The organism is Bernardetia sp. MNP-M8, assembly GCF_037126285.1.
Classification (GTDB): domain Bacteria; phylum Bacteroidota; class Bacteroidia; order Cytophagales; family Bernardetiaceae; genus Bernardetia.
Window position 1 is genome coordinate 2,797,446 of sequence record NZ_CP147012.1, and the last position, 22,138, is coordinate 2,819,583.

General features: G+C 31.3%; 17 protein-coding genes. 10 read left to right on the plus strand and 7 right to left on the minus strand.

Annotation, left to right across the window (positions count from 1 at the left end; all coding sequences use genetic code 11):
- Window positions 1–38 precede the first annotated feature (38 nt).
- Entirely contained in the window at window positions 39–3,794 is a 3,756-nt protein-coding gene (locus tag V9L04_RS11495; RefSeq protein ID WP_338789950.1) for a proprotein convertase P-domain-containing protein, read from the minus strand.
- Window positions 3,795–4,224: 430 nt separating this feature from the next.
- Between V9L04_RS11495 and murQ the strand changes: the two genes are divergently transcribed.
- On the plus strand, window positions 4,225–5,022 hold the full coding sequence (gene murQ / locus V9L04_RS11500) for an N-acetylmuramic acid 6-phosphate etherase (RefSeq protein ID WP_338789951.1): 798 nt from the start codon (window positions 4,225–4,227) through the stop codon (window positions 5,020–5,022).
- Here murQ and V9L04_RS11505 read toward each other — a convergent pair.
- Together V9L04_RS11505 and fsa are read right to left on the minus strand one after the other, a co-directional pair.
- Entirely contained in the window at window positions 5,019–5,792 is a 774-nt protein-coding gene (locus V9L04_RS11505; RefSeq protein ID WP_338789952.1) for a shikimate dehydrogenase, read from the minus strand. The two genes, murQ and V9L04_RS11505, sit on opposite strands and share 4 nt — an antisense overlap.
- A gap of 93 nt (window positions 5,793–5,885) precedes the next feature.
- Window positions 5,886–6,542 (minus strand): fructose-6-phosphate aldolase, encoded by a 657-nt coding sequence (gene fsa / locus V9L04_RS11510; RefSeq protein WP_338789953.1) that lies wholly within the window; start codon window positions 6,540–6,542, stop codon window positions 5,886–5,888.
- Between the two features lie 268 nt (window positions 6,543–6,810).
- On the opposite strand from fsa, the gene V9L04_RS11515 reads away from it, so the two are divergent.
- The 4 genes from V9L04_RS11515 (at window position 6,811) to V9L04_RS11530 (ending at window position 10,257) form a co-directional block, all read left to right on the plus strand.
- Window positions 6,811–7,236 carry a transcriptional repressor gene (locus V9L04_RS11515; RefSeq protein WP_338789954.1) on the plus strand — a complete coding sequence of 142 codons (426 nt, stop codon included), beginning with the start codon at window positions 6,811–6,813 and terminating at the stop codon, window positions 7,234–7,236.
- Between the two features lie 275 nt (window positions 7,237–7,511).
- Complete coding sequence (locus V9L04_RS11520) at window positions 7,512–8,312, plus strand: hypothetical protein (RefSeq protein WP_338789955.1); 801 nt, start codon at window positions 7,512–7,514, stop codon at window positions 8,310–8,312.
- A 228-nt stretch (window positions 8,313–8,540) separates the two neighbouring features.
- On the plus strand, window positions 8,541–8,846 hold the full coding sequence (locus tag V9L04_RS11525; RefSeq protein WP_338789956.1) for a DUF4286 family protein: 306 nt from the start codon (window positions 8,541–8,543) through the stop codon (window positions 8,844–8,846).
- Between the two features lie 136 nt (window positions 8,847–8,982).
- Window positions 8,983–10,257, plus strand: a complete 1,275-nt coding sequence (locus V9L04_RS11530; protein ID WP_338789957.1) for a DUF1015 domain-containing protein — start codon at window positions 8,983–8,985, stop codon at window positions 10,255–10,257.
- Between the two features lie 86 nt (window positions 10,258–10,343).
- Here V9L04_RS11530 and V9L04_RS11535 read toward each other — a convergent pair whose 3' ends face one another.
- Window positions 10,344–11,063: a hypothetical protein gene (locus V9L04_RS11535; RefSeq protein ID WP_338789958.1), complete on the minus strand. Its 720-nt coding sequence runs from the start codon at window positions 11,061–11,063 to the stop codon at window positions 10,344–10,346.
- Window positions 11,064–11,460: 397 nt separating this feature from the next.
- On the opposite strand from V9L04_RS11535, the gene V9L04_RS11540 reads away from it, so the two are divergent.
- Entirely contained in the window at window positions 11,461–14,463 is a 3,003-nt protein-coding gene (locus V9L04_RS11540; RefSeq protein WP_338789959.1) for a glycoside hydrolase family 3 N-terminal domain-containing protein, read from the plus strand.
- Between the two features lies 1 nt (window position 14,464).
- On the opposite strand, the gene V9L04_RS11545 is transcribed toward V9L04_RS11540, so the two are convergent.
- Window positions 14,465–15,478 (minus strand): potassium channel family protein, encoded by a 1,014-nt coding sequence (locus V9L04_RS11545; RefSeq protein WP_338789960.1) that lies wholly within the window; start codon window positions 15,476–15,478, stop codon window positions 14,465–14,467.
- 190 nt (window positions 15,479–15,668) lie between these two features.
- Here V9L04_RS11545 and V9L04_RS11550 point away from each other — a divergent pair, with 190 nt between their 5' ends.
- Window positions 15,669–16,007: a hypothetical protein gene (locus V9L04_RS11550; protein WP_338789961.1), complete on the plus strand. Its 339-nt coding sequence runs from the start codon at window positions 15,669–15,671 to the stop codon at window positions 16,005–16,007.
- 93 nt (window positions 16,008–16,100) lie between these two features.
- Here V9L04_RS11550 and accC read toward each other — a convergent pair whose 3' ends face one another.
- The gene (gene accC, locus V9L04_RS11555) at window positions 16,101–17,621 is read right to left on the minus strand and encodes an acetyl-CoA carboxylase biotin carboxylase subunit (RefSeq protein WP_338794196.1); all 1,521 of its coding nucleotides are present in this window, start codon (window positions 17,619–17,621) and stop codon (window positions 16,101–16,103) included.
- 119 nt (window positions 17,622–17,740) lie between these two features.
- Window positions 17,741–19,021 carry a HAMP domain-containing sensor histidine kinase gene (locus V9L04_RS11560; RefSeq protein WP_338789962.1) on the minus strand — a complete coding sequence of 427 codons (1,281 nt, stop codon included), beginning with the start codon at window positions 19,019–19,021 and terminating at the stop codon, window positions 17,741–17,743.
- Between the two features lie 257 nt (window positions 19,022–19,278).
- Here V9L04_RS11560 and V9L04_RS11565 point away from each other — a divergent pair, with 257 nt between their 5' ends.
- The 3 genes from V9L04_RS11565 to V9L04_RS11575 all read left to right on the plus strand — a co-directional run bounded on the left by V9L04_RS11565 (window position 19,279) and on the right by V9L04_RS11575 (window position 22,107).
- Complete coding sequence (locus tag V9L04_RS11565) at window positions 19,279–20,064, plus strand: SAM-dependent chlorinase/fluorinase (RefSeq protein ID WP_338789963.1); 786 nt, start codon at window positions 19,279–19,281, stop codon at window positions 20,062–20,064.
- A gap of 14 nt (window positions 20,065–20,078) precedes the next feature.
- A complete protein-coding gene (locus V9L04_RS11570) occupies window positions 20,079–20,555 on the plus strand; it encodes a hypothetical protein (RefSeq protein ID WP_338789964.1) in 477 nt (158 codons plus the stop codon).
- Window positions 20,556–20,925: 370 nt separating this feature from the next.
- Entirely contained in the window at window positions 20,926–22,107 is a 1,182-nt protein-coding gene (locus tag V9L04_RS11575; protein WP_338789965.1) for a cysteine desulfurase family protein, read from the plus strand.
- The last annotated feature ends 31 nt before the right edge of the window (window positions 22,108–22,138 follow it).

The following is a 22,138-nucleotide window of genomic DNA, read 5'->3' on the forward strand; positions in this document are numbered from 1 at the left end:
TACAGTAATCTCTGCTCACACTAAAGCGTAAGCTACATTTACATTTTGACAACTTTAAAAGTTTTCTGTAAAGTAGAAGTTCTTAATTGTATCAAATAACTGCCTCTAGCTAAATTTTGCAGGTTATTAAATTCTATTTTCTGACTTCCTTTTTGGAAAGACTGAGAAATAGTTTTGATACTTCTTCCTGCCATATCTGTTAAAATAATATCTACAGTTTCTTGTCTCTCTAAGCTAAAATCAAGCGTTAGAATATCTGTAAACGGATTTGGATAAGCTATAAAATCAGCTTGATTTTCAGAGTCATTTATACTCCAATTTACTTTCTTTATATCTGAATAAGAGAAAGTACCATCAGTATCAATTTGTTTCAAACGATAATAGGCTTCTCTGTTTTCTATTCCTACATTTTTATCAACAAATGAATAAGTATTTTTAGTATTATCTCTTCCAATAGGATTTTTTATGTTACCAATTCTTTCAAAATTGTCTCCTGTAAATGAGCGTTCAACTTCAAAATAATCGTGGTTTAGCTCTCCTATTGTTGTCCAGTCCAAAATAGCATCATTTTCCATTGGTTTAGCATCAAAAGACAAGAGTGTAAGTGGCAAAATGGTAAATTCATCATCTGCGCCAAGTGTAAATGGACTGAAATTAGTTATTGTTCCTAGACTTAAAACACCTTGATAAGGCGTAGCGATAAGTCCACCATTGAAATGATCTCTCCAAATAGAACCATCCCATCGCAATACTTTCAAATCATTCTCTTCTCCGACAGTACAACTACGAATTTCATCATAACTTAGCGTAACAACGACATTTGAATTTCCATTTGTTCTATCCAAAATCCAGTATTCACATTGTCCAACATGATGAATTGTTGCTTCCTTAGAAAAAGGATCAAAAGGAGTAACTTGTTTGGTGTATTGTGCTGTAAAATGATGGTTTATGTTTGAAGGAGCAGAAATTCCAATAGGTGCGCCCCAACCTGCATTACCTACAGGAAAATTGAAAGCATCATTTCCTATTTTGCGTACTTTCATATCTGCATGACTTGCATTAATAGCAATTGTTGAAGTAGCATTATCTACAAATATAAGTTTATGGTCATTGTCTGCTCTGAAAACTCCATTTGTCCAAGTGGCAGCATTTAATATATTGATGTCAGTATTTTGAGTACGAACTCCTGCACCTGTATTGAGCATCAATAAATTATGATAGTAGAGAGTTGAACTAAGAGGAAAACTAACAAGTTGCGAAGTTGTAATATGTAAAGTAGCTGACATTATACGTCCTACATTTCCTCCAATTAAATCATATACCCTTATTGTCCAATTTCCTGACGGATTTTCATTAATAAATGAAGCTAAAGATTGATTAGGTATATATGTTCCATTTATACTCGGTACACCTGCACCACATTGATTTTGAACAAAGTCTGCTGCTTGATCATCCAATGTAACTCTGATACTATTTCCAGTACAACTACCTGTACCATTTAAAGGATTAGCAAGTAAGTCTCTGAATGTACCAGTAGGACTTATGAGACGTACATATAAATCACCTATACGAGTATGATTGATTTCAATATCTAGATTGACATCAGAAATTAAATTTGCAGTAGCAGGAATATTTATAGTATGAGGAACACCTGTTGTATTATTATTATCAGGAATTGCAAGACCAGCATAAGCAGTGGTTGTAATATTTAGATTGACATTTCTGAATGCTCCTACATCAGCTCCTACACGGTCAGAAATATTGAGAATCCAATCTCCAGAAGGATTTTGTCCATCAAAAGCACTTAACGCTTGTGAGGGACGACGAGTACCTGTAATAGCAGTAGGATTGGTACATTGTGATTGTACAGTACTTCCTGCTGCATCAGAAAGTCTTACATCAATATTATCTCTACCACAAGTTCCAGTTCCAAGTGTTACTCTATTTATTAGAGTTATAGTTGTTCCTTGTGGACTTGTTAGAGTAACAATCAAATCACCTACATAAGTATGGTCAATATCCAAATCAACTGTCATATTTGTAATAGTACCAAAAGTAGTAGGAACAGTAATAGTTCTATTTATGCCAGCAGCATTATTATCTGGGATACTGACATCTGTAGTATTGTTATAGGTATTTGTAGCAGCAGGTGTAGCTAGAGCAGCATCATTATTATAAGAATTAGATACTGTTGTAATTCCTTGTCCAGTACTTGTTCCTGTGTGATTTATAAGCTGTTGTGCATTTCCATCGAAACGCATAGTAGATAAATTTGCATTATACACTCCTTGATTAGTAAAATTTCCTCCCAGTCTAAATAATCCTGTATTTCCACTTAATGTAGCTGTGTTAGCATTTTGGAAATTTCCCTGTACGATAAGTGTTCCATTTCCAATATTAACAGTTGCACCTACTGTATTGATTAGATTTCCTTCAATTATTAATGTTCCTCCATTGGTATTAATTGTACCTTTATTAGTAACATCTCCTTGTACTCTAAGTGTTTGCCCTGCATTAAAATTAAGAATGCTTCCTGTTTCTACTAATAATGTTCTACATATATTGCTAACACTAGGCGTATTTACATCTACTGTATGAGGTACAATACAACCAATGATTACATCACTTGAAGCAACAGGTACAGCATTGGTAGTCCAAGTAGAAGCTGTATTCCAAACTCCATTTGTTCTAGAATAAACAGCATTAGCTGAAGCAGGTAATGTAGTAATAACAACAGTTCCTGTTGTAGATAAAGCACTTAGTTTTCCTTCTGTAACAGCATATACTTGATAATAGTAAGTAGTAGAAGGGGTAAGACCTGTAATAATAGTGCTTGTAGTATTAGCAGGTAATTGTCTATCAAAAGTATAATTTACACCATCTAAAGAGCGATAAAGAACTATTCCTACTTCATTTGTGGCATTATCTGTCCAATTTAAAATAAAAGAACTACTAGAAAGACAACTTGCTTGCAAATCTATTTCTTGTCCTATTACAGCAGCAGGATTAAAAATATATCTTCTACGACTTGTATTATTATTACTATTGAGTTGTGTAATTGTACCATTTGGATAAGTATTATTTGTTGCTGTGGTACTGGCTGTATGATTAGCAATATCTACAGACAAAAAATCATTTCCAACTCCATCTATATATCCTATTCCTATATTTCCAGCTGTAATACTACCAGTAGTACCCTTAGTCATTGTTCCGTATAAAAAAGTAATTTGTCCACTATCTGTACTTACCGTTGGTCTTGAGGTTTCTTTAATTTGCATATCAAAACTTGAATTAGAAGCTCCACTATTATAGCTTATTCGCATATTATTACATTGAACAACCATTATTCTATTAGGAGCTGTTCCTATAACTTTATATCTAACTTCTCCTGTTTGCCAATCTCCATCATCTAAAACTCCACCTATTGTACTACTAGCTCCAAAAGGAGATAAACGAGCATTATCAGGTATATTATATGTATTTCCTTCTGAAAGTATAGGAATATTACCAAAACGAAGAATGCCATTTGTATTAATACTAAAGGATGTAAAGCGTTCACCCATAAACCAAACCTCAAAAGGAATAGTAACTATAGAACCCACAGGTACGTTTCCAAAACCGTCATTAAAAGTAGTATGGTTTTGTCCTGTTCCAATAATAGTAGCCCATCCTGTTCCTGTGGTCAGGCTTCCTGTTGTATTGGTACTGAAAGTGTAATTAGCTGCATTTTGTGCTTTTATTCCCCACGAAAAGAAAAAAAACATCAAAAAGAATATGGTAATAATTTTTTTCATAATTTTGTTCTGATTAATATTCAAGTCCATTATTTTCAAGAAATCATTTATATTGCAAAGTTAGGTTTATTAATTAACAGTTAAATTCAATTCATAAAAATCTTTATATTATTATATTTTTTTAAGTGTAAGAGACAAGCAATAAAAAATTTCACAAAAATACACATATTATTTTGTTTTTTTAGCTAAAAATTTTATTAATTATGATTTTTAATAATTTAACAAAATTTTGTTTTGATTTCTTTTATTTATCTAGTTTTATGTTTTGCAAAATGTTAATTATATTTTATTGTTAGTTAAATAATTGATAATCAGTCAGAATATCTATTTTAATGTTTTATAAAAATATTGCTTTACAGAATAACTTTAAAGTATAATTTATAAAATAAAAATCAAAATCAAATAATCCTATTTTTAATCAAAAATAATAATGCTTACTACCGAATCTAATTCTAATTATTCCGACTTAGAAAAAATGTCTGTCAAAGAACTTCTTTTTAACATTAATAACGAAGATCAAAAAGTCGCTTTAGCTATAAAAGAAGTAATTGAAAATATTGAGAATTTAGTAGCTCAAATTATAAGCCGAATGCAAAAAGGAGGACGACTTTTTTACATTGGTGCAGGAACAAGTGGGCGTTTGGGAATTGTTGATGCTTCTGAATGCCCTCCTACTTTTGGGGTTTCACATGATTTAGTAGTCGGACTTATTGCTGGTGGAGATTCTGCTATCAGAAAAGCTGTAGAGTTTGCCGAAGATGACGCAGAGCAAGCATGGAAAGATTTAGCAAAATACAATCCTTGTGAAAATGATACACTTATCGGAATTGCAGCTTCTGGAAGAACACCTTATGTAATTGGTGGATTAGAACAAGCAAATAAAAATGGACTTCTGACAGGTTGTATTGTTTGTAATACAGACTCTCAAGTAGCAAAAGTAAGTCAGTTTCCTATTGAAGTAATTGTGGGAGCTGAATTTGTAACAGGAAGCACACGCATGAAAGCAGGAACTGCCCAAAAACTAGTTTTGAATATGATTTCTACTTCTGTAATGATACAGTTAGGAAGAGTAAAAGGCAATAAAATGGTAGATATGCAGCTTTCTAACCAAAAACTCATCGAAAGAGGGACTCGCTTTTTGGTAGAAGAACTTGATATTTCAGAAGAAGAAGCCAAGAAACTATTATTAGAACATGGAAGTGTAAGAGAGGTTTTAAATCAGTTTTAAATGCCCCAAATATCAGCAGCAGCTTCTGCCTGTCCGTGTAGCATTTCCAAACCATTGATGATTTTTGCACCTTTATTTTTACCTTTTGTCAAAAAAGCTGTTTCTTCTGGGTTATAAACTAAATCGTATAAGAAATAATTTGCATCAATTTTTGAATAATTTTCTTCAGACAAAGGAGGAAAATCATCAATATTGGGATACATTCCTAAAGGTGTTGTATTGATAATTAATTTATAATTTGTAATATCAATTTCTGAATAAGGTAGAGTTTGATAAGTAAAGTTATCTTGAATTTGATTGATAGACGAAGAAACAAAGTCAAATTTTATATTCAAATCTTCTAAAGCTACTTTTACGGCTTGTGCTGCCCCACCAGTTCCCAAAATCAAAGCTGTTTCTTTAAAACCAGTTTTAGATTTTTGATATAAAAACTTTTCTAAACTACTTTTAAAACCAATATAATCTGTATTGTAGCCTGTTTTTATTCCATCTTTTTCTATTTTGATGGTATTTACAGCTTCAATTCGTTGAGCAACAAGGTCAAGTTTATCTAAAAAAGGAATAATTGATTTTTTGTAAGGAATGGTTACATTCAATCCTTTTAAAATAGGATTTTCTCTAATTAAATTTTCAAATTCTTCTATTTTATCCAATTCAAAAAGCTCATATATATAGCCTTCTTTTGGAGAAAGGTTAAGTTTTTGAAATTTTTCTGTAAAGTATTTCTTAGAAAAAGAATGAGAAAGCTTTTTGCCAATGAGTCCAAACATAGTTTTTAGTGATTAATTTTAGTGATAAGTGATTAGTTAGAAATGCTGTCTTTCAACTAATCACTAACCATTAATCACTTATCACTAATTATTTTACATATTTAATTTCTTAGCATCTTCTAAAAATGTAGCTAATCCTTTATCTGTCAGAGGATGATTGAGAAGACTCATAATTACGTTGGAAGGACATGTAACTACATCTGCTCCTACTTCTGCACACTGAATAAGGTGTACAGTATGACGAACTGAAGCAGCCAAAATTTCTGTATGGAAGCCATAATTTCCAAAAATATCTACTAATTGCTCTATTAAAGCCATTCCATCAGACCCAACATCATCCAAACGACCAATAAAAGGAGAAACATACGTTGCACCTGCTTTAGCTGCCAAAATTGCTTGACCTGCTGAAAAAATAAGTGTGCAATTTGTACGAATACCCTTATCTGAAAAATATTTAATCGCACGAATGCCTTCTTTTATCATCGGAACTTTAACGACAATTTTAGAATCAATTTCAGCAAGTTCTTCACCTTCTCTGATAATGTCTTTATACTCTGTACCAATAACTTCTGCACTTACATTGTCATCTACAATATCACAAATCGCTTTGTAATGACTAAAAATAGCATCTTTTCCAGTAATTCCGACCTTTGCCATGAGAGAAGGATTGGTTGTTACTCCGTCCAAAATTCCTAATTCTTGGCATTCTTTGATGTCTTGAAGATTGGCTGTATCTACGAAAAATTTCATGTTGTTTTCTTAAAAATGGTAAAGTGTTTTAATTATCTTGTTCAATTTATATCAAAAACTAAATTTAATTCATTTCGTTTCATACTATATAAAATTGATTCACAAGATTATTCTGCAAAGATGCGTTTTTTCTCTCAAAAAGCCTTTTTTTTATCACAAGAAAAATAAATTTGCTTTACGTATTTTTGTGGTGTAACTATTTCTTATACTACTATTTTATATGTTGATATTCCCTAATATCTAAATTCCAATATCTAATTACTATATTATGCACAATTTCCCCTTACCCACTGAATTTCTAAAAAAACATGACCTTCGCAAAACACCTTGTCGAATGGCTATTTTAGAATCATTTTTAAATGCTCAAACAGCTCTTTCACATCAAAATATTGAAGAACTTGTAGGAGAAGAATTTGACAGAGTTACTATTTATAGAACACTAACTGCTTTTGAGGAAAAAGGCATTTTACATAAAGTACCTGATATGTCTGGACAAGCAAAATATGCTCTCTGTGAGAGTAATTGTCAGGAGCATCAACACAAAGAAAATCACGTCCATTTTAAGTGTCAGAAGTGTGAACACGTATATTGTCTCTCTCAAATTCAACTTCCTAATTTACACCTTCCAAAAGGATATAAAGTAGAAGAAGCCGAATTTCTATTGAGTGGAACGTGTGAGAAGTGTAATTTTTAGATAAGAAATCAACAAAAATAACTATAAGTAATTTTCTTGTAAACACATTGTTAAAAGGTGTGGATTCTTTTTTATTTCGGTAAAGTTTTAATTTATTTCGACAAACGTATTCTTTTTTACGGTAAAATGTAAATTTTTTATTATCTTTAAGTAGTTTGATATACTACTGGGTGAGTAATCTCGTTAGTAAGATAAATGGTTTGAACAAAGTAAATCATAAAAAATATTCAGACTAAAGAAAATTCAGAAAAAGAATCTTTTAAAGAAACCTAACCATGAAACAATTTTTTACTTATACATTTTACGCTAAGAAAATATTTCGCTTTCTGTTATTTCTTCTTATTTTGTTAGTGGCAATGCCTATCATTGAAACACCAAAAGTTGAAGCACAGACAACTAAGACAGGAAATTTTTTTACTAGACGTTTCAAGAGAAAAAATAAATTTCGAAGAAAATCTAAAAATAGCACTGCTTTTCAGCGCAAACCTTTTAGCTGTGATGACATAGGCAAAACCAAAGTAGAACAAATAAAAGTATCCAAAAAACAGCTTCGTAGATGGGAAGAAGAGCGTTTGGTAAAAGCCGAACAACAAAAATTGAAAGAACAAAGACAAGCAAAAAATAATACAAAAACCCAAGAAGAAAATATGGTGCTGTCTGCTTCTTCAAAAAATAATATAGAAGAAATAGCTACTCAGAAAAGCAATACTATAAAAAAAGAAACAGAAACTAAAAAAGAAAAAACAAAGACAGAAGAAGAACAAAAAGAGAAAGAGAGTATAGAAATAGAAACAGCAGGTTGGTATTCTTCTGAAAAACCTGATGTACCGAAAATCTCACCTATTAGAATCAATCAAAAAAATGAAGTTATAGGTCAAAAAAATAAAGAAGAATTAGAAATTGCTGCCAAATATTCAAGATTAGGTTATACTATCACTTTGGAAAGTAATAATCAAAAACAACTAGAAATAGTCAAACAATATTTACTTTCTATTAGCGCAGAAGAAGAAACTATCAAAATAAAACCTTCTGAAACAGCAAATCAGAATGAAGTAAATATAAAAATTGAAAAATAAATTTACTCTTTAGTTTATCAGTTTATTACATAAATATCCTTTTATTTCTCTCCATAGAAATAAGAGGATATTTTTTTAAGGTATTTTTGAGTATGTAAATCATTTTGTTTTACACAAAAAAGCATTGCTTTTTTATGGAACAAATAAGTTGAGAAATAAGTATCTTTGTTTTTTATTGAATTTATTCTGATTTTTCAGAAATACTAACAGATAACGAATTTTTTTGAGATGATTTTATATAATGTTACCGTAAATGTTGAAGATTCCATTCATGATAATTGGATTAAATGGATGAAAGAAACACACATTCCAGATGTTATGAATACAGGCATGTTTGACGAACATAAAGTATTGAAATTATTATCCCAACTCCCAGAAGAGGAAGGGACAACTTATGCTATTCAATATTTTTGTAAGTCTTTAGAAGATTTGGAACACTATCAGCAAAATTTTGCACCCAAATTGCAAGAAGACCATTTAAAAAGATACGGAAATAAAGTTATTGCTTTTCGTACTATTTTAGAAATTGTTTGAGAAAAACTAGAAAACTAGAATTGTAGAATGAAAATAATTCTCATATTATTTTCTAATTCGCTTGCTAAATTTCCAGTTTTTATCTCCCTCATTCCTGTTTTCTAAATCTTATTTCTTAATTCCCAATCCCTATAACATGGCAGAAATCCGTCCTTTTCGTGCTTGGAGATATAACTCTTCACTTACTAATCAAATTCAAGAATTTACTTCTCCCCTATTTGATGTTGTTTCGCAAAAACAAAGAGATAAATTATATCAAAATCCATTAAATAGTATTCATTTGTCTGTCCCTTTGGGAGAAAATCCAGCAGATGATGCTAGAAAAACACTTACAAAATGGATCGAAGACGGAACAATTCAGCAAGATGAAAAGCCTACAATTTATGTTTACTATCAATATTTTGCTCTTCCTTCACGTATTTCAAAGAAAAAAGAGTATTGTAGAAAGGGTTTTGTTACCATGATAAAAGCGTATGATTGGAATGAAAATATTATTTTAAGACATGAGAATACGATTCCTGCTGCTGTAAATGATAGAATAGAATTATTAGAAAAAACGGGACTAAATGTTAGTCCAACTCACGGATTATATGGCGATAGTAAGTTTGAGTTAGAAAAATATATGGATGAAGCTATCAAGAATCCAATTTATGAAACAGAAGATTATCAAGGTGTAAGAGAAGTTTTTGCTAAGATAGATGAGCCTGAAATTGTAGAAAAATTTGTTCAAAAGGTGAAAGATAAAAAAATAATTTTAGCAGACGGACACCATCGTTACGAAAGTTCAATGGTTTATCGTCAGACGTGTAAAGAAAATAATCCCAATCATACAGGTGACGAATTGTATAATTTTCATTTGATGTATTTGACCAATTCAAACTCAAATGACCTTCGTATTTTGCCTACACACCGTTTATTAACAGATTTAGAAATAAGTGAAGAGCAGATTTTAGAAAAACTAAAAGAAGATTTTATTATCAAACCAGTAGAAAATGCCTCTGATTTGAATGAAATGATTTGGGGTAAAAAGTGGGCATTCGGACTTATCTTCTTAGAAAATGCCTATAAAATTCGTCTAAAACCAGAAAAATGGGAAACTTTAGCTTGGAAATTTCCAGATTCTGTCAAAAATCTTGATCTTACTGTACTTCATTATTTTTTTATAGAAAAAATAATTGGAATAAAAGGAAAAGATCAACGCAAGAGTACAAACATTGAATTTGAAAGAAATTTCACAGACTGTGTAACCAAAGTCATAAAAGGAGAAGCTGATTTAGCTCTCATTACAAATGCTGTTACGATGCCAGAAGTAAAAGAAGTTTGTAAGACAGGTTTTACAATGCCACAAAAATCAACTTATTTCTATCCAAAAGCAATTTGTGGATTTTGCTTTGCTAGTGTAGAAGACTAGAAAAAGCTAGATACAAAAAACGTCATTCTATTTTCAAATAAAATGACGTTTTGTATTTTCTTTAACTAAAAAGCTACTGATTAAGATTATTCATTGGCATCTACTTTATAAGTAGTTTCAATATTTCCATCTGCCATAATTTCATACATTCTACCTTCAGTTTTCGATTCTACCATCTTTCCATCTTTATCTTCATATTCCAAACAAGTAAATTTATTTTCTTCATTTAATTGACATACTTGTTTACGTGCTTGTTGCTTTCCATTGTTTCCAGCTGTGATATTGTAATGAACATTTTGGTGGTCAATAGGATTACCATATTCATCAAAAGTGACTATTTTGGCATATTCATAAATGTTTCCATCTTTTGCATAAAACACTAAAGCATGGATTCCTTTTGGTGTTCCGTCCAATTTACCAATCAAATATAATTCTGCATTGGGTTCTTCTGGAGTTACAAAAATATGCTCTCCATTCTGATTTACAATATCAAAATATTTAGTAAACATTTCAGGAGTTACTTCCATTGGAGTCATTTTATCAGCACTCTCAATTCGCATAGGTGCATCTATTTTTGCTACTTTATTATTTACAAAATAATCAAAGTCGTACGAAACACGACCATACGTATAAAGTCGGTCTGCTCGTGTATCTAATGAAGGATCATAAACATTATCAGCATCTACTGTGACAACAGCATCCACATTTTTATAAGGATTTTCATTGCGTTGTGCATCTGCATCAAAAGAAATTCCACAGAATAAAACAGAGGCAACGGCTAACGAAGAAAAAATTGAAGTTTTCATAATAAAAAATTAAGGTTAAAAAATAATTTATTTATTGTATTTTGAATGAATAAAGAATACCTAATTTGTATTTGATACAATAATAAATTTGTAATAATTCTATCTTATTAACCTTTCAAATAACTCAATGTTTTAAAAAATATAGATTTGTGAGTTTTATTAAAAAAAGCGAAGTCTCGCTAATAGTTGGTTTTCCTTACAAGATAATTTAATTCAGATTTACTGTTTCAATTTTTAATAGATTTGCCTACTTTTATTTCGGAATAATTATTGAATTATTCTTATTCCTTAGTTTTCTCTGTTTTTTCGTATTTCCTCTCTATTTTCAACCAGTAATTACTTATTTCCCTTACTTTTTTGGGAAATGATAAGTGATACCATAAATAAAATAATAATAATGATTAAAAATAATTTTAAAGCCAAAATTTCTATCCTCACAGGAATTATATTTTCGTTTTTGATAACGCCTATTTTGGCTCAAAATATTACAAGCGCACAAATTATAGCAAAAGCTGTAGCAGAAGAAAAACAAAGGATTGATAATTTAAAATGGGAAAAACGAGAAAAATGGGTCAATCAAAAACTTTCTAATTTAGATTTAGAACAAAAAATAGCTCAACTTTTCATGATTGCAGCCTATTCGAATAGAGATGAAAGTCATTATAAAGAAATTGATAATTTTATTACAAAATATAAAATCGGTGGATTGATATTTTTTCAAGGAACACCCCAAAAACAAGCCGAACTAACCAATCGTTATCAAGCAAAAGCAAATATTCCTCTTCTTATCGCAATGGATGCAGAATGGGGACTAGGAATGCGACTAAAAAATACAATTAGTTATCCTCGTCAGATGGTTTTGGGAGCAATGAATGATTCTCTTGCCGTTTATGATTTAGGAAAAGAAGTAGCTCGCCAATGTTTGCGTTTGGGGGTTCATGTCAATTTTGCGCCAGTTATTGATGTCAATAGTAATCCAAAAAATCCTGTTATTGGTACTCGTTCGTTTGGAGAAAATAAATATAGAGTGGCAGAATATGGAATTGCTTACACCAACGGCATGCAAGATGGTGGACTTATCGCAACAGCCAAACATTTTCCTGGACATGGCGACACAGATTCGGATTCACATTACACACTTCCACAGCTCAAACACGACAAAAAACGATTATCCGAACTTGAGTTATATCCCTTCAAACGTCTTTTTGCTGATTCAGTATTGTCTGTTATGGTGGCTCATTTGAATGTTCCTGCGTATGATAGCACAGAAAATATTCCTACCACGCTTTCAAAAAATGTAGTTACAGATTTATTGAAAGATGAACTCGGTTTTGATGGACTTATTTTTACAGATGCCATGAATATGAAAGGGTTGTCTTCTAACTTTACGCCAGACGAAGGAAATGTACAAGCTATTTTGGCAGGAAATGATGTTTTATTGTATCCAGCCAGTATTCCAAAAGGAATTGCACTTATCAAAAAAGCAGTAGAAGAAGGAAAAATTTCTGAAACTGAAATTGAAGAGCGAGTAAAAAAAGTATTGAGAGCGAAATATTTTGTTGGCTTAAATGACTTCAAACCAATAGAATTGAAGGGTTTAGATGCTGATTTGAATAATGCAAAAGCAAATATACTGAATGAAAAATTACATCAAAAGGCTGTTACGATTGTCAGAAATGAAAACAATCTGATTCCTTTTCAAAAGTTAGATACACTTTCTTTTGGTTCGGTTGTAATTAATGAAAAAGAAGGAAATGCGTTTCAAAAAATGCTTTCTAATTATGCGCCTTTTGAGCATGTTGTTATTTCATCTGTTTCTACTTCAGCTTTTTCTGCTGCTAAATCTAAATTATCAAACAAAAAAGTAATTATTGTAGGTGTTTTTGGTGTCAATCAATATTCTGTAAGTAATACTTTTGGAATTTCGGCAGCGACACAAAATTTTGTAAAAGAATTACAAGATTTAGGAAAAAATGTTGTGGTTGTAGATTTTGGACATGCTTATAGTTTAGAAAAGTTTGAAGACCAGAAACATTTGGTAGCTGCATACATAGAAAATGATATTATGAAAAAAACTGTCCCACAGGTTCTTTTTGGTGCAGTCCAAACACAAGGACGTGTACCTGTTTCGGCAGGAGAAAAAATCAAAGAAGGTGATGGATTTACTACAAAATCATTAGGACGATTGAGATATTCAGATTATCCAGAAGGAACAGGAATGAACTCTAAATATCTCAATGAACGTATTGATTGGTTGGCAGGTGAAGCCATAAAACATAGAGCAACTCCAGGGTGTCAAGTAATTATTATAAAAGATACAACTGTTATTTTTCAAAAATCGTATGGTCATTTTAAGTATGATAAAAAACAAAAAGTAGAAAATGAATCTATTTATGATTTGGCTTCACTGACTAAAATTGTAGCTACTGTTCCTGCCATGATGCAACTCGTAAATGATAAAAAAATTGATTTAGATGTTCCTATTTCTACGTATTTGACAGAGTTAAAAGATTCTGAAAAAGGAGATGTTACAGCTCGTCAGCTTTTGATGCACAGAGGAGGTTATCATGGAAATATGCCTGGTTGGTTCGAAACTTTTTCAAATGAAACTAATTACAATAAATTTTATAGTAATCATTGTGATCAAGAATATTGTGAAGAAATTGCGCCTAATCTCTATGCAAAAGCAGGAATAAAAGACAGTATTTGGAACTGGGTAGTAGAATCACCTATGCGAAACAAACGTGCTGATGGTTCGTATAGTTATCGTTATAGTGATAGAGGTTTTTATATGCTCAATCAGCTTGTGGCTCGTGTTTCAGGCACTTCTTTAGATTATTTTGTTGAAAATAGTTTTTACAATTCGCTAGGACTTTCAACAGCTAGTTATCATCCTCTTCGCAAACACGACAAAAATAATATTGTACCTAGTTCGATAGATAATATTTTCAGAAAAGATGAAGTTCGTGGAATTGTTCATGATTACTCTACAGCTATTTTGGGTGGGGTAAGTGGACACGCAGGGACGTTTGCCAATGCAAATGATATTGGTATTTTGATGCAAACTTTTCTTCAAGGTGGAAATTATGGAGGAGTGCAGTATTTTAATAAAGAAGTAGTAGATGAGTTTACAGCAAGACAAATTACAGGAGGAAGAAGAGCATTAGGGTTTGATATGTCTGTAAAAGGAAGTAAAATTCCTGCAACACTTTACGCTTCTGAAAATACTTTTGGGCATACAGGCTTTACAGGAACAGCAGCTTGGGCAGATGCAGACAAAGGAATTGTTTTTATATTTTTAGCAAACCGAACATATCCAGATGAAACCAATAGAAAATTAGTTACTAAAGGAATTCGTACACGTATGTTGGAAGTTGTTTTTCAATCGGTTATGGAGTGATTTAATCATACAATCTACTTTTTTCATCATCTAAATCATAAATATCTGTCCAAATCCAGCCTGAACTAGCTAAAAGAGAATCCATATTTTCTAATTTGATATTTTCTAACTGAATTGTAGTAACATTTACTTGTTCTTTTTCAAAAATTGGTAACCAATATTTTAGTCTCAATTCATTTACTTCCTCTTCTTTAAATCTAGTGTTTTTCTTTTTATTCTTCATATGAATTTCCATAAAATAAGCTAGTGAGCGAATAAGAGGAAGAAATTTTATTTTTTGAGTTTTGTCTGCTTGGCAAAATATAATACGCAAAACTTCATACAAATTCACGATTTGAAGTGATTCTGAATTTGTTTTTTTGTTGGTAAGATAGTTTTCTATCATCGGAAATGATAAATAATTGTGAGTAAAGGAACTCAATAATTCTCTCATATCAGGAAGAACATCAAATAAAAGTTGAAAATTTTCTTCTTGTGTAAAATAAGCATACAACTCTTTAGGATTTTTGCCCATTGAAGAAATAGTAACAGCCAAATTTCGCTTATTACTAACAGCACCAGTAACTGAAATCACATAAGCTAGGGCAGTAGTAAGCAAGATAAATCCAGTAAAAGAAAGCAATCCAGTGACTACTCGTCCAAAATTAGTATTGGGCTTGTAGTCTCCAATTCCGACGGTAGAAAGAATATAACAGGTATAATAAAATCTATCTAAAAAAGTAGCAGGCTGATTGGTAGTCGAATTTACAACCATCGGTTCATTACTACTAAAAATAAATAAACACCCTACCAATAAAATAATAAGCCATAAATTAAGCGTAGCAGTAACATGTATAAAACCTGATATTTTACGTAACCATTTCCAATTCAGTCCTAATATAATTTTGGAGAGAAGATTATTAAAATATTTTGTTAGAAAGCCAGAGCCATTTCCTGAAAGTGTAGTGTAAAAAAAATCTATAAAAATGGCTATTATGAGAAGTAATCCGATAGGAAAAAATGAAAAATGGAGCATAAAATTTTTATAGAAGAATTATAAAACCAAAAATAAATTCAAAAATTCTAACCTTATAATTACTTTTTTGTTTAATTATAAAATGTTTTTGAGTGGTAATAACACACAAACATTTAACATAGAAACTAGCTCTCATCATTTGTAGCTATTATTTTTTAAACTTTTATTTTTCTCTAAATTTTATTTGATTATGTTTATTTTAGAAGTCAAAAACAATATTGAGGTCGAAACACCTCGTGGAAAAGGTAGAATCTTATATATTACAGAATATGGAATGGAAATCGAAAAACTTTTTACTATTGCTATCGACGAGAGTGGAGAGATTTGGGAGTTTACCAACCGAGATATTCGTGTAGTTTCAAATCTTACTTTTGGAAGAAAACTTCCTAAACGTTCACCTGATTTTTTTCAAAAGCAAGGAACAGTTTTTCCATCTCCAACCACTCATAAAAATCAGTCATTAAGTACAGATAGAGAAATTCCTATTCAAGCTAATGGCTTAAATGGACAAGCCAAAAAACAGGTTTAAAAGTCTAATATAGTGCATAAAAAAACCGTTTTTAAGCTATTTTTTTTTAGTTTAAAAACGGTTTTTTCTTAATATTACTTAGAAACTTTATAATTAAAAAACTCTACGTTTCTTTCTCCAATCACTCATTCCACTAGAATTATTATTGCCGTTGTTGGTATCTCCACCAACGACATTATTCTTACCTTTTCCATTTTCTAAAAGCTGACTTACAATAGCCACAGCAATTTCTTCTTCTTCTTTTGAAGTTTCAGCCTCTAAATATTCGGGTTTGAAATGATTTTCTACGAATTTTGTGCTAAAATTTCCACTTCTAAAGGCTTCATGTTGCATGACAAACTTACAGAAAGGTAGTGTTGTCTGAATTCCAGAGATTTTGTATTCGTCTATTGCTCGTATCATTCTGTCCATTGCTTCTTCTCTGTCTGCTCCAAAAGTGATAAGTTTGGCAATCATCGAATCATAAAAAATAGGCACTTCCATACCTTGCTCAAAACCATCATCTACACGAACTCCCAACCCTTTTGGCGTTTGATATTCTACTACTTTTCCAATATTTGGTAAGAAATTATTGGTTGGGTCTTCTGCATAAACACGCACTTCAATCGAATGACCATTTATTTTCAAGTCTTCTTGTTTGAAAGAAATTTCTCTTCCTTCTGCAATTTTGATTTGCTCTTTTACCAAATCAATTCCTGTAATCTGTTCTGTAATTGGATGTTCTACTTGCAGACGAGTATTCATTTCTAAGAAATAAAAATTTAAATTTTCATCTACAATAAATTCTACCGTTCCTGCACCATAATAATTACACGCTTTAGCTACATTTACAGCAGCTTCTCCCATTGCCTTACGCATTTTTTCATCAACAACAGCCGAAGGAGCTTCTTCTACTACTTTTTGATGGCGACGTTGGACAGAGCATTCTCTTTCGAAAAGATATAAAATATTTCCGTGTGTATCTCCTAAAATCTGAATTTCGATATGACGAGGCGAACCAATATATTTTTCAATAAAAACAGCACCATCTCCAAAAGCAGATTGTGCTTCACTAACAGCACGTTTCATTTGCTCTTCAAACTCTGACTCATTTTCTACTACACGCATTCCTTTTCCCCCACCTCCTGCGCTTGCTTTTACCAAAATTGGATAACCAATCTGTGCAGCTTCTTTTTTTGCTTCTGCAATATCCTCAACAGCATGATTAATTCCTGGAACCATTGGAATATCATATTTCGAAACAGCATTTTTGGCAGCCAATTTACTTCCCATTACCTCTATAGCCTCAGGAGAAGGAGCAATGAAAATAAGTCCTGCTGCTTTTACTTTTCGTGCAAAATCAGCATTTTCAGACAAAAATCCATAACCAGGGTGAATGGCTTGTGCGCCTGTGGTTTTGGCTGCTTCGATGATTCTATCTCCTCTTAAATAAGACTCGGACGAGGGAGGCGCACCTACACAAATGGCTTCATCGGCAGCACGAACATGAGGAGCTTGTCGGTCTGCTTCACTAAAAACAGCTACCGTTTTGATACCCATTTCTTTGCAAGAACGAATAATACGAAGAGTGATTTCGCCACGATTGGCAATAAGAACTTTGGTAATGTTAGTAATATTCATGAGGTAGGCTAAAGGTCTTTTATATGTTGTAAATTTCTAGTTTTACAAAAGTCGACAAATTATTTAATAATTTAAAAAAAACTACGTTAGTTTTTCTTATTCTAAATGCTAAGCTATATCAGATTCGGTATTTCTAAATAAAATGTAGTCCCTTTTCCTAGTTCTGAATCTAGTTTTATTGTAGAATTTATTTTTTCTAAAGTTTCTTTGAGAATATAAAGTCCTAAGCCTGAGCCTTTACTGTTTTCACTAGCTCTATAAAACATTTCAAATATTTTTTGTTGGTGTTCTGTAGCTATTCCGATACCATTATCTTGAATTATAATATGAGCTTTATCTTTGTTTATATCACCTTTTATTTTGACAAAAGAATATTCTTTTTGTTTATCTGAATATCTAAAAGCATTTGATAATAGGTTATTAAAAATAATTCCTATTCTATACAAATCGGCATAAAACTCTTCTTCTTCTTGAGCAATAGCAATTTCTACTTCAACATACTTTGCTTTTGGTAAATACTCAAATTCTTTAGTAAGCTCAGTAATATATTCTTGCCAATTTATTTTTTGAGGAGTTACTTTAATACGAGAGTTACGGGAATAATCTAAAATATCTTTGATAAAAGAATCTAATTTTAAAAGACTTTTTTCTTTTAATATTTCATAATATTTAAGTTGATTAATATCACTCTCTGCTTTAGAAATATTAATCAAACCCAAAACAGAAGAAATAGGCGCACGCAAATCATGACTTACACTATAAACAAAGTTATCTAATTCTTGATTGGTTTTGGATAGCTCTATATTTTTAGATAAAAGAATTTTTTCAGATTCCATAAGTTGATTGAATATATCTTGATAAGACTTAATCAGTACCCAAGTTACGACAGGTAGAATAATAAATAAGAGCAACATATTTACTTTTCCAAACATATTCTCATAATAATCATCTATTTGTGGGAGGTGAGGAAAGATATCATAATCATATAACACTAAAATTAATGCAAATAATAAAGGAAAAATAGTATGAAAAATAACATATCGTTTGGAGCGAATATTAAGGATAGAAGGAATTAAAAGAATAGATACAAAAAACAAAAAATGAATATTACTATTTCTTCCTACACTACTTGAAAAGTAAAATACCATTATATTAAATCCTAATAAAAACCAATGAGCAGCCCAATCTGTTCCTAAATAGACTTTTATTATAATGATGCTTATGAGATAACAAAAGGGAATTAACCAATACCATAAATTTTCCCATAACCCAAAATAAATATCAGGTACAAAGCTCAAACTCATTGAAACAAATAAAAAATACACTAAATAATTAATATTTTTACTGCGCTGTTTTTTTTCATTTTTTAAAAAATCCTGAATTGCATTTTCCATTCTCTTATAAAATATATTTATTAAAATAAGTCAATTTAATATTTTCATGGCATTTATAGTTTTCAATAGGAAATTAGGAATAAAACATTGATAATCAAATTTCTGTGAAAGCAAAGTGGAAAAATTAAGGCGATAATAAATAACAAATTGTTTCATGTTTGAACTAAAAAAAGTCAAAATTAAATATCTCTATACCCTACAAATGATAATCTTTATGTATATTGCTTTTCAATTTTAAGAAATAAAAAATAGACAAAATGCACGCAAAAGGACTGAATATGAATATTGTTTTACTTACTGATTTTGGCTATCAAGATGGTTTTGTGGGAGTAATGAAAGGGGTTATCAAATCACTTTCTCCTCATGTAAACTTGATAGATTTGGCACATTCTGTTCCAGATTATGATATTTTGCGTGGAGCTTTACTTTTAGAAGCACATTATAGTTATTTTCCGAAAGGAACAGTTTTTTTATGTGTCATTGACCCAGGGGTTGGGAGTGATAGACAACCCATTATTGTAAAAAGTGGTGGATATTATTTTGTTGCTCCTCACAATGGAATTTTAGATTTGATAACAGCACTAGAAGATGTAGAACAATGTATCGAAATCACAAACAAAACCTATATGCTTGAAAGTGATGCAAATAGCTTTCATGGTAGAGATATTTTTGCGCCAGTAGCTGCACACCTTGCCAACGGAATTGCGATGGAAAATATGGGCGAAGAAATTCAATATGATTGGTATCTCAATTATCCATTTAGCACTTACAATGAAGAAGAAAAAACAGTAACAGGAGAAATTTTGTCTTTTGATAAATATGGAAATGCACTAACCAATCTCAGAGCAAGAAAAGGAATAAAATATGGAAGAATATTAGAACAAGATGCCAAATTTTGTGATTATTTTTTACAAGGAAATGAAAGAATGCCCAACCTTATCAATGGCTCTTTTGGTAGAGTAGAAATATTTGTTCCTGAAAAAAATGCAGAAAAACAGCTTCGTTTGAGAAAAGGGGATGAAGTAACTTTATATTTGAAATAGAATAAAACTGAAAAATGAATTTTCTTCAAAAAATAAAAGAACTAAAAGGGTTACAAATCTTCATCATTTATACTCGTTATCTGATAGGAGGCACTTTTGTTTTTGCTAGTTTAATAAAAATAAAAGGACATCGCTTTACTAGAGATAGTGGCGCAGATATGCCTATTGATTCGGCTTGGCATTTTTTTGAAAGGATGTATCAATCAGGTCTTTATTGGCAATTTTTGGGTTTTGGACAGCTTGTAGCAGGTTTCTTCTTGATGACTCAACGCTATTCAAAACTTGGTGCAGCAGCTTTTTATCCAATAATACTCAATATTTTTGTGATTAATGTTTCATATAATTTTGGAGGAACAATTTACATTACAGGAATGATGCTTTTAGCTAATACTCTACTTATTCTTTGGGATTGGAATAGTTTTAGAATATTCTTTAATCAACCTCTTATTCAAGACAATAAAGACCGATTAGAATATGACTTGATTTGGTAAATAACAGGACTGATTTTGTTTTTACAGCTTCTTACAGAATTTACACAGATAATTATGATATTTTATTTTGGCTAGGAACTTGTATTTTTATTGGACTAAGTGCTTTCCTAGTTTGGATTTGGGAAAATAGAAAAAGAACGCATATTATAAAAAATCAGTTACAAAATTGAGTTTTTTATAAAATCTCTGTACCTTTGTGAACTTAGTTTGTTGATTAACCAATTCATAATCAACAACTTACCAATTACAAAAAACACATTATACTATACAGAACAGTAGGGAAAGATATTCTTAGATTAAATACTAAGAGTTTTTAAGACTCTTAAATTTCGGAAAACAATACTGTTCGTACTAAATTCATATACCATTTATGTCAATTTCCTCTTCTTCCTCTCGCATTTATTTAGACAATGCAGCTACTACTCAATTAGATAAAGCTGTTTTAGATGAAATGATGCCCTTTTTGACAGAACATTTCGGAAACCCTTCTTCTACTCACTCTACGGGAAGGATTGTAAAATCTGCCGTTGAGAAAGCTCGCAAAACAGTTGCAAGTCTTTTGAATACCTCACCTGCCGAAATATTTTTTACGTCTGGAGGAACAGAAGCCGATAACACGACTTTACGCTGTGCTGTTCGTTCACACAATTTAAAGCATATTATTACTTCGCCTTTGGAGCATCATGCTGTTTTGCATACTGTTGAAGAGCTAGAAAAGCGAGGAGAAGTAAAAGTAAGTATGGTAGATATTGATAAAAGAGGAAATATTGATTTGAATCATTTAGACGAACTATTAAATAATCTTTCTAGCAAAAACGAACGCTCTTTAGTTTCACTCATGCACGGAAACAATGAAATAGGAACAATCCTAGATTTGAAACAAACAGGAGAAATTTGCGAAAAATATAATGCTATGTTTCATTCTGATACTGTCCAGACGATGGGATATTATCCAATGGATTTGCAAGAATTACCTATTCATTATTTGGTAGGTTCGGCACACAAATTTCATGGTGCAAAAGGAATAGGATTTTTATACATTCGCCACGATGCAGGTTTTTGTCCGTTCCAAACAGGAGGAGCGCAAGAGCGCAACATGAGAGGAGGAACAGAAAATGTAGCTGGAATTGTCGGACTTGCAAAAGCCTTAGAAATTTCAATTTCAGAAAGAGATGCTCACAAAAAACATATTCTTTCTCTAAAAAGCAGAATGATAGACAAACTAAGAGCTATTTTTGGCGAAGATGTCAATTTTAATGGAGAATCTGGAAATCTTGAAACAGGACTTCCAAAAGTATTGAGTGTTCAGTTTCCAAAATCAGATATGGGCGATATGCTTTTATTTAATTTGGATATTCAAGGAATTTCGGCATCTGGTGGAAGTGCTTGTTCTAGTGGTTCAGAAATTGGCTCACACGTTTTGACAGCTCTCAAAAATGACCCTTCTCGTCCTTCTGTTCGTTTTTCATTTAGCAAATACAACACAATTGAAGAAATTGATTATGTTGTAGAAAAAGTAAATGAGATTTATGCGTCTGTATTAGCAAAATAGGGCGAAGTAGATTTTTGATTTTAGTTTAATT

Coding starts and splice junctions, on each gene's coding strand:
- V9L04_RS11495 (WP_338789950.1), bottom strand. CDS start 3,794: ATGAAAAAAATTATTACCATATTCTTTTTGATGTTTTTTTTCTTTTCG.
- murQ (WP_338789951.1), top strand. CDS start 4,225: ATGCTTACTACCGAATCTAATTCTAATTATTCCGACTTAGAAAAAATG.
- V9L04_RS11505 (WP_338789952.1), bottom strand. CDS start 5,792: ATGTTTGGACTCATTGGCAAAAAGCTTTCTCATTCTTTTTCTAAGAAA.
- fsa (WP_338789953.1), bottom strand. CDS start 6,542: ATGAAATTTTTCGTAGATACAGCCAATCTTCAAGACATCAAAGAATGC.
- V9L04_RS11515 (WP_338789954.1), top strand. CDS start 6,811: ATGCACAATTTCCCCTTACCCACTGAATTTCTAAAAAAACATGACCTT.
- V9L04_RS11520 (WP_338789955.1), top strand. CDS start 7,512: ATGAAACAATTTTTTACTTATACATTTTACGCTAAGAAAATATTTCGC.
- V9L04_RS11525 (WP_338789956.1), top strand. CDS start 8,541: ATGATTTTATATAATGTTACCGTAAATGTTGAAGATTCCATTCATGAT.
- V9L04_RS11530 (WP_338789957.1), top strand. CDS start 8,983: ATGGCAGAAATCCGTCCTTTTCGTGCTTGGAGATATAACTCTTCACTT.
- V9L04_RS11535 (WP_338789958.1), bottom strand. CDS start 11,063: ATGAAAACTTCAATTTTTTCTTCGTTAGCCGTTGCCTCTGTTTTATTC.
- V9L04_RS11540 (WP_338789959.1), top strand. CDS start 11,461: ATGATTAAAAATAATTTTAAAGCCAAAATTTCTATCCTCACAGGAATT.
- V9L04_RS11545 (WP_338789960.1), bottom strand. CDS start 15,478: ATGCTCCATTTTTCATTTTTTCCTATCGGATTACTTCTCATAATAGCC.
- V9L04_RS11550 (WP_338789961.1), top strand. CDS start 15,669: ATGTTTATTTTAGAAGTCAAAAACAATATTGAGGTCGAAACACCTCGT.
- V9L04_RS11560 (WP_338789962.1), bottom strand. CDS start 19,021: ATGGAAAATGCAATTCAGGATTTTTTAAAAAATGAAAAAAAACAGCGC.
- V9L04_RS11565 (WP_338789963.1), top strand. CDS start 19,279: ATGCACGCAAAAGGACTGAATATGAATATTGTTTTACTTACTGATTTT.
- V9L04_RS11570 (WP_338789964.1), top strand. CDS start 20,079: ATGAATTTTCTTCAAAAAATAAAAGAACTAAAAGGGTTACAAATCTTC.
- V9L04_RS11575 (WP_338789965.1), top strand. CDS start 20,926: ATGTCAATTTCCTCTTCTTCCTCTCGCATTTATTTAGACAATGCAGCT.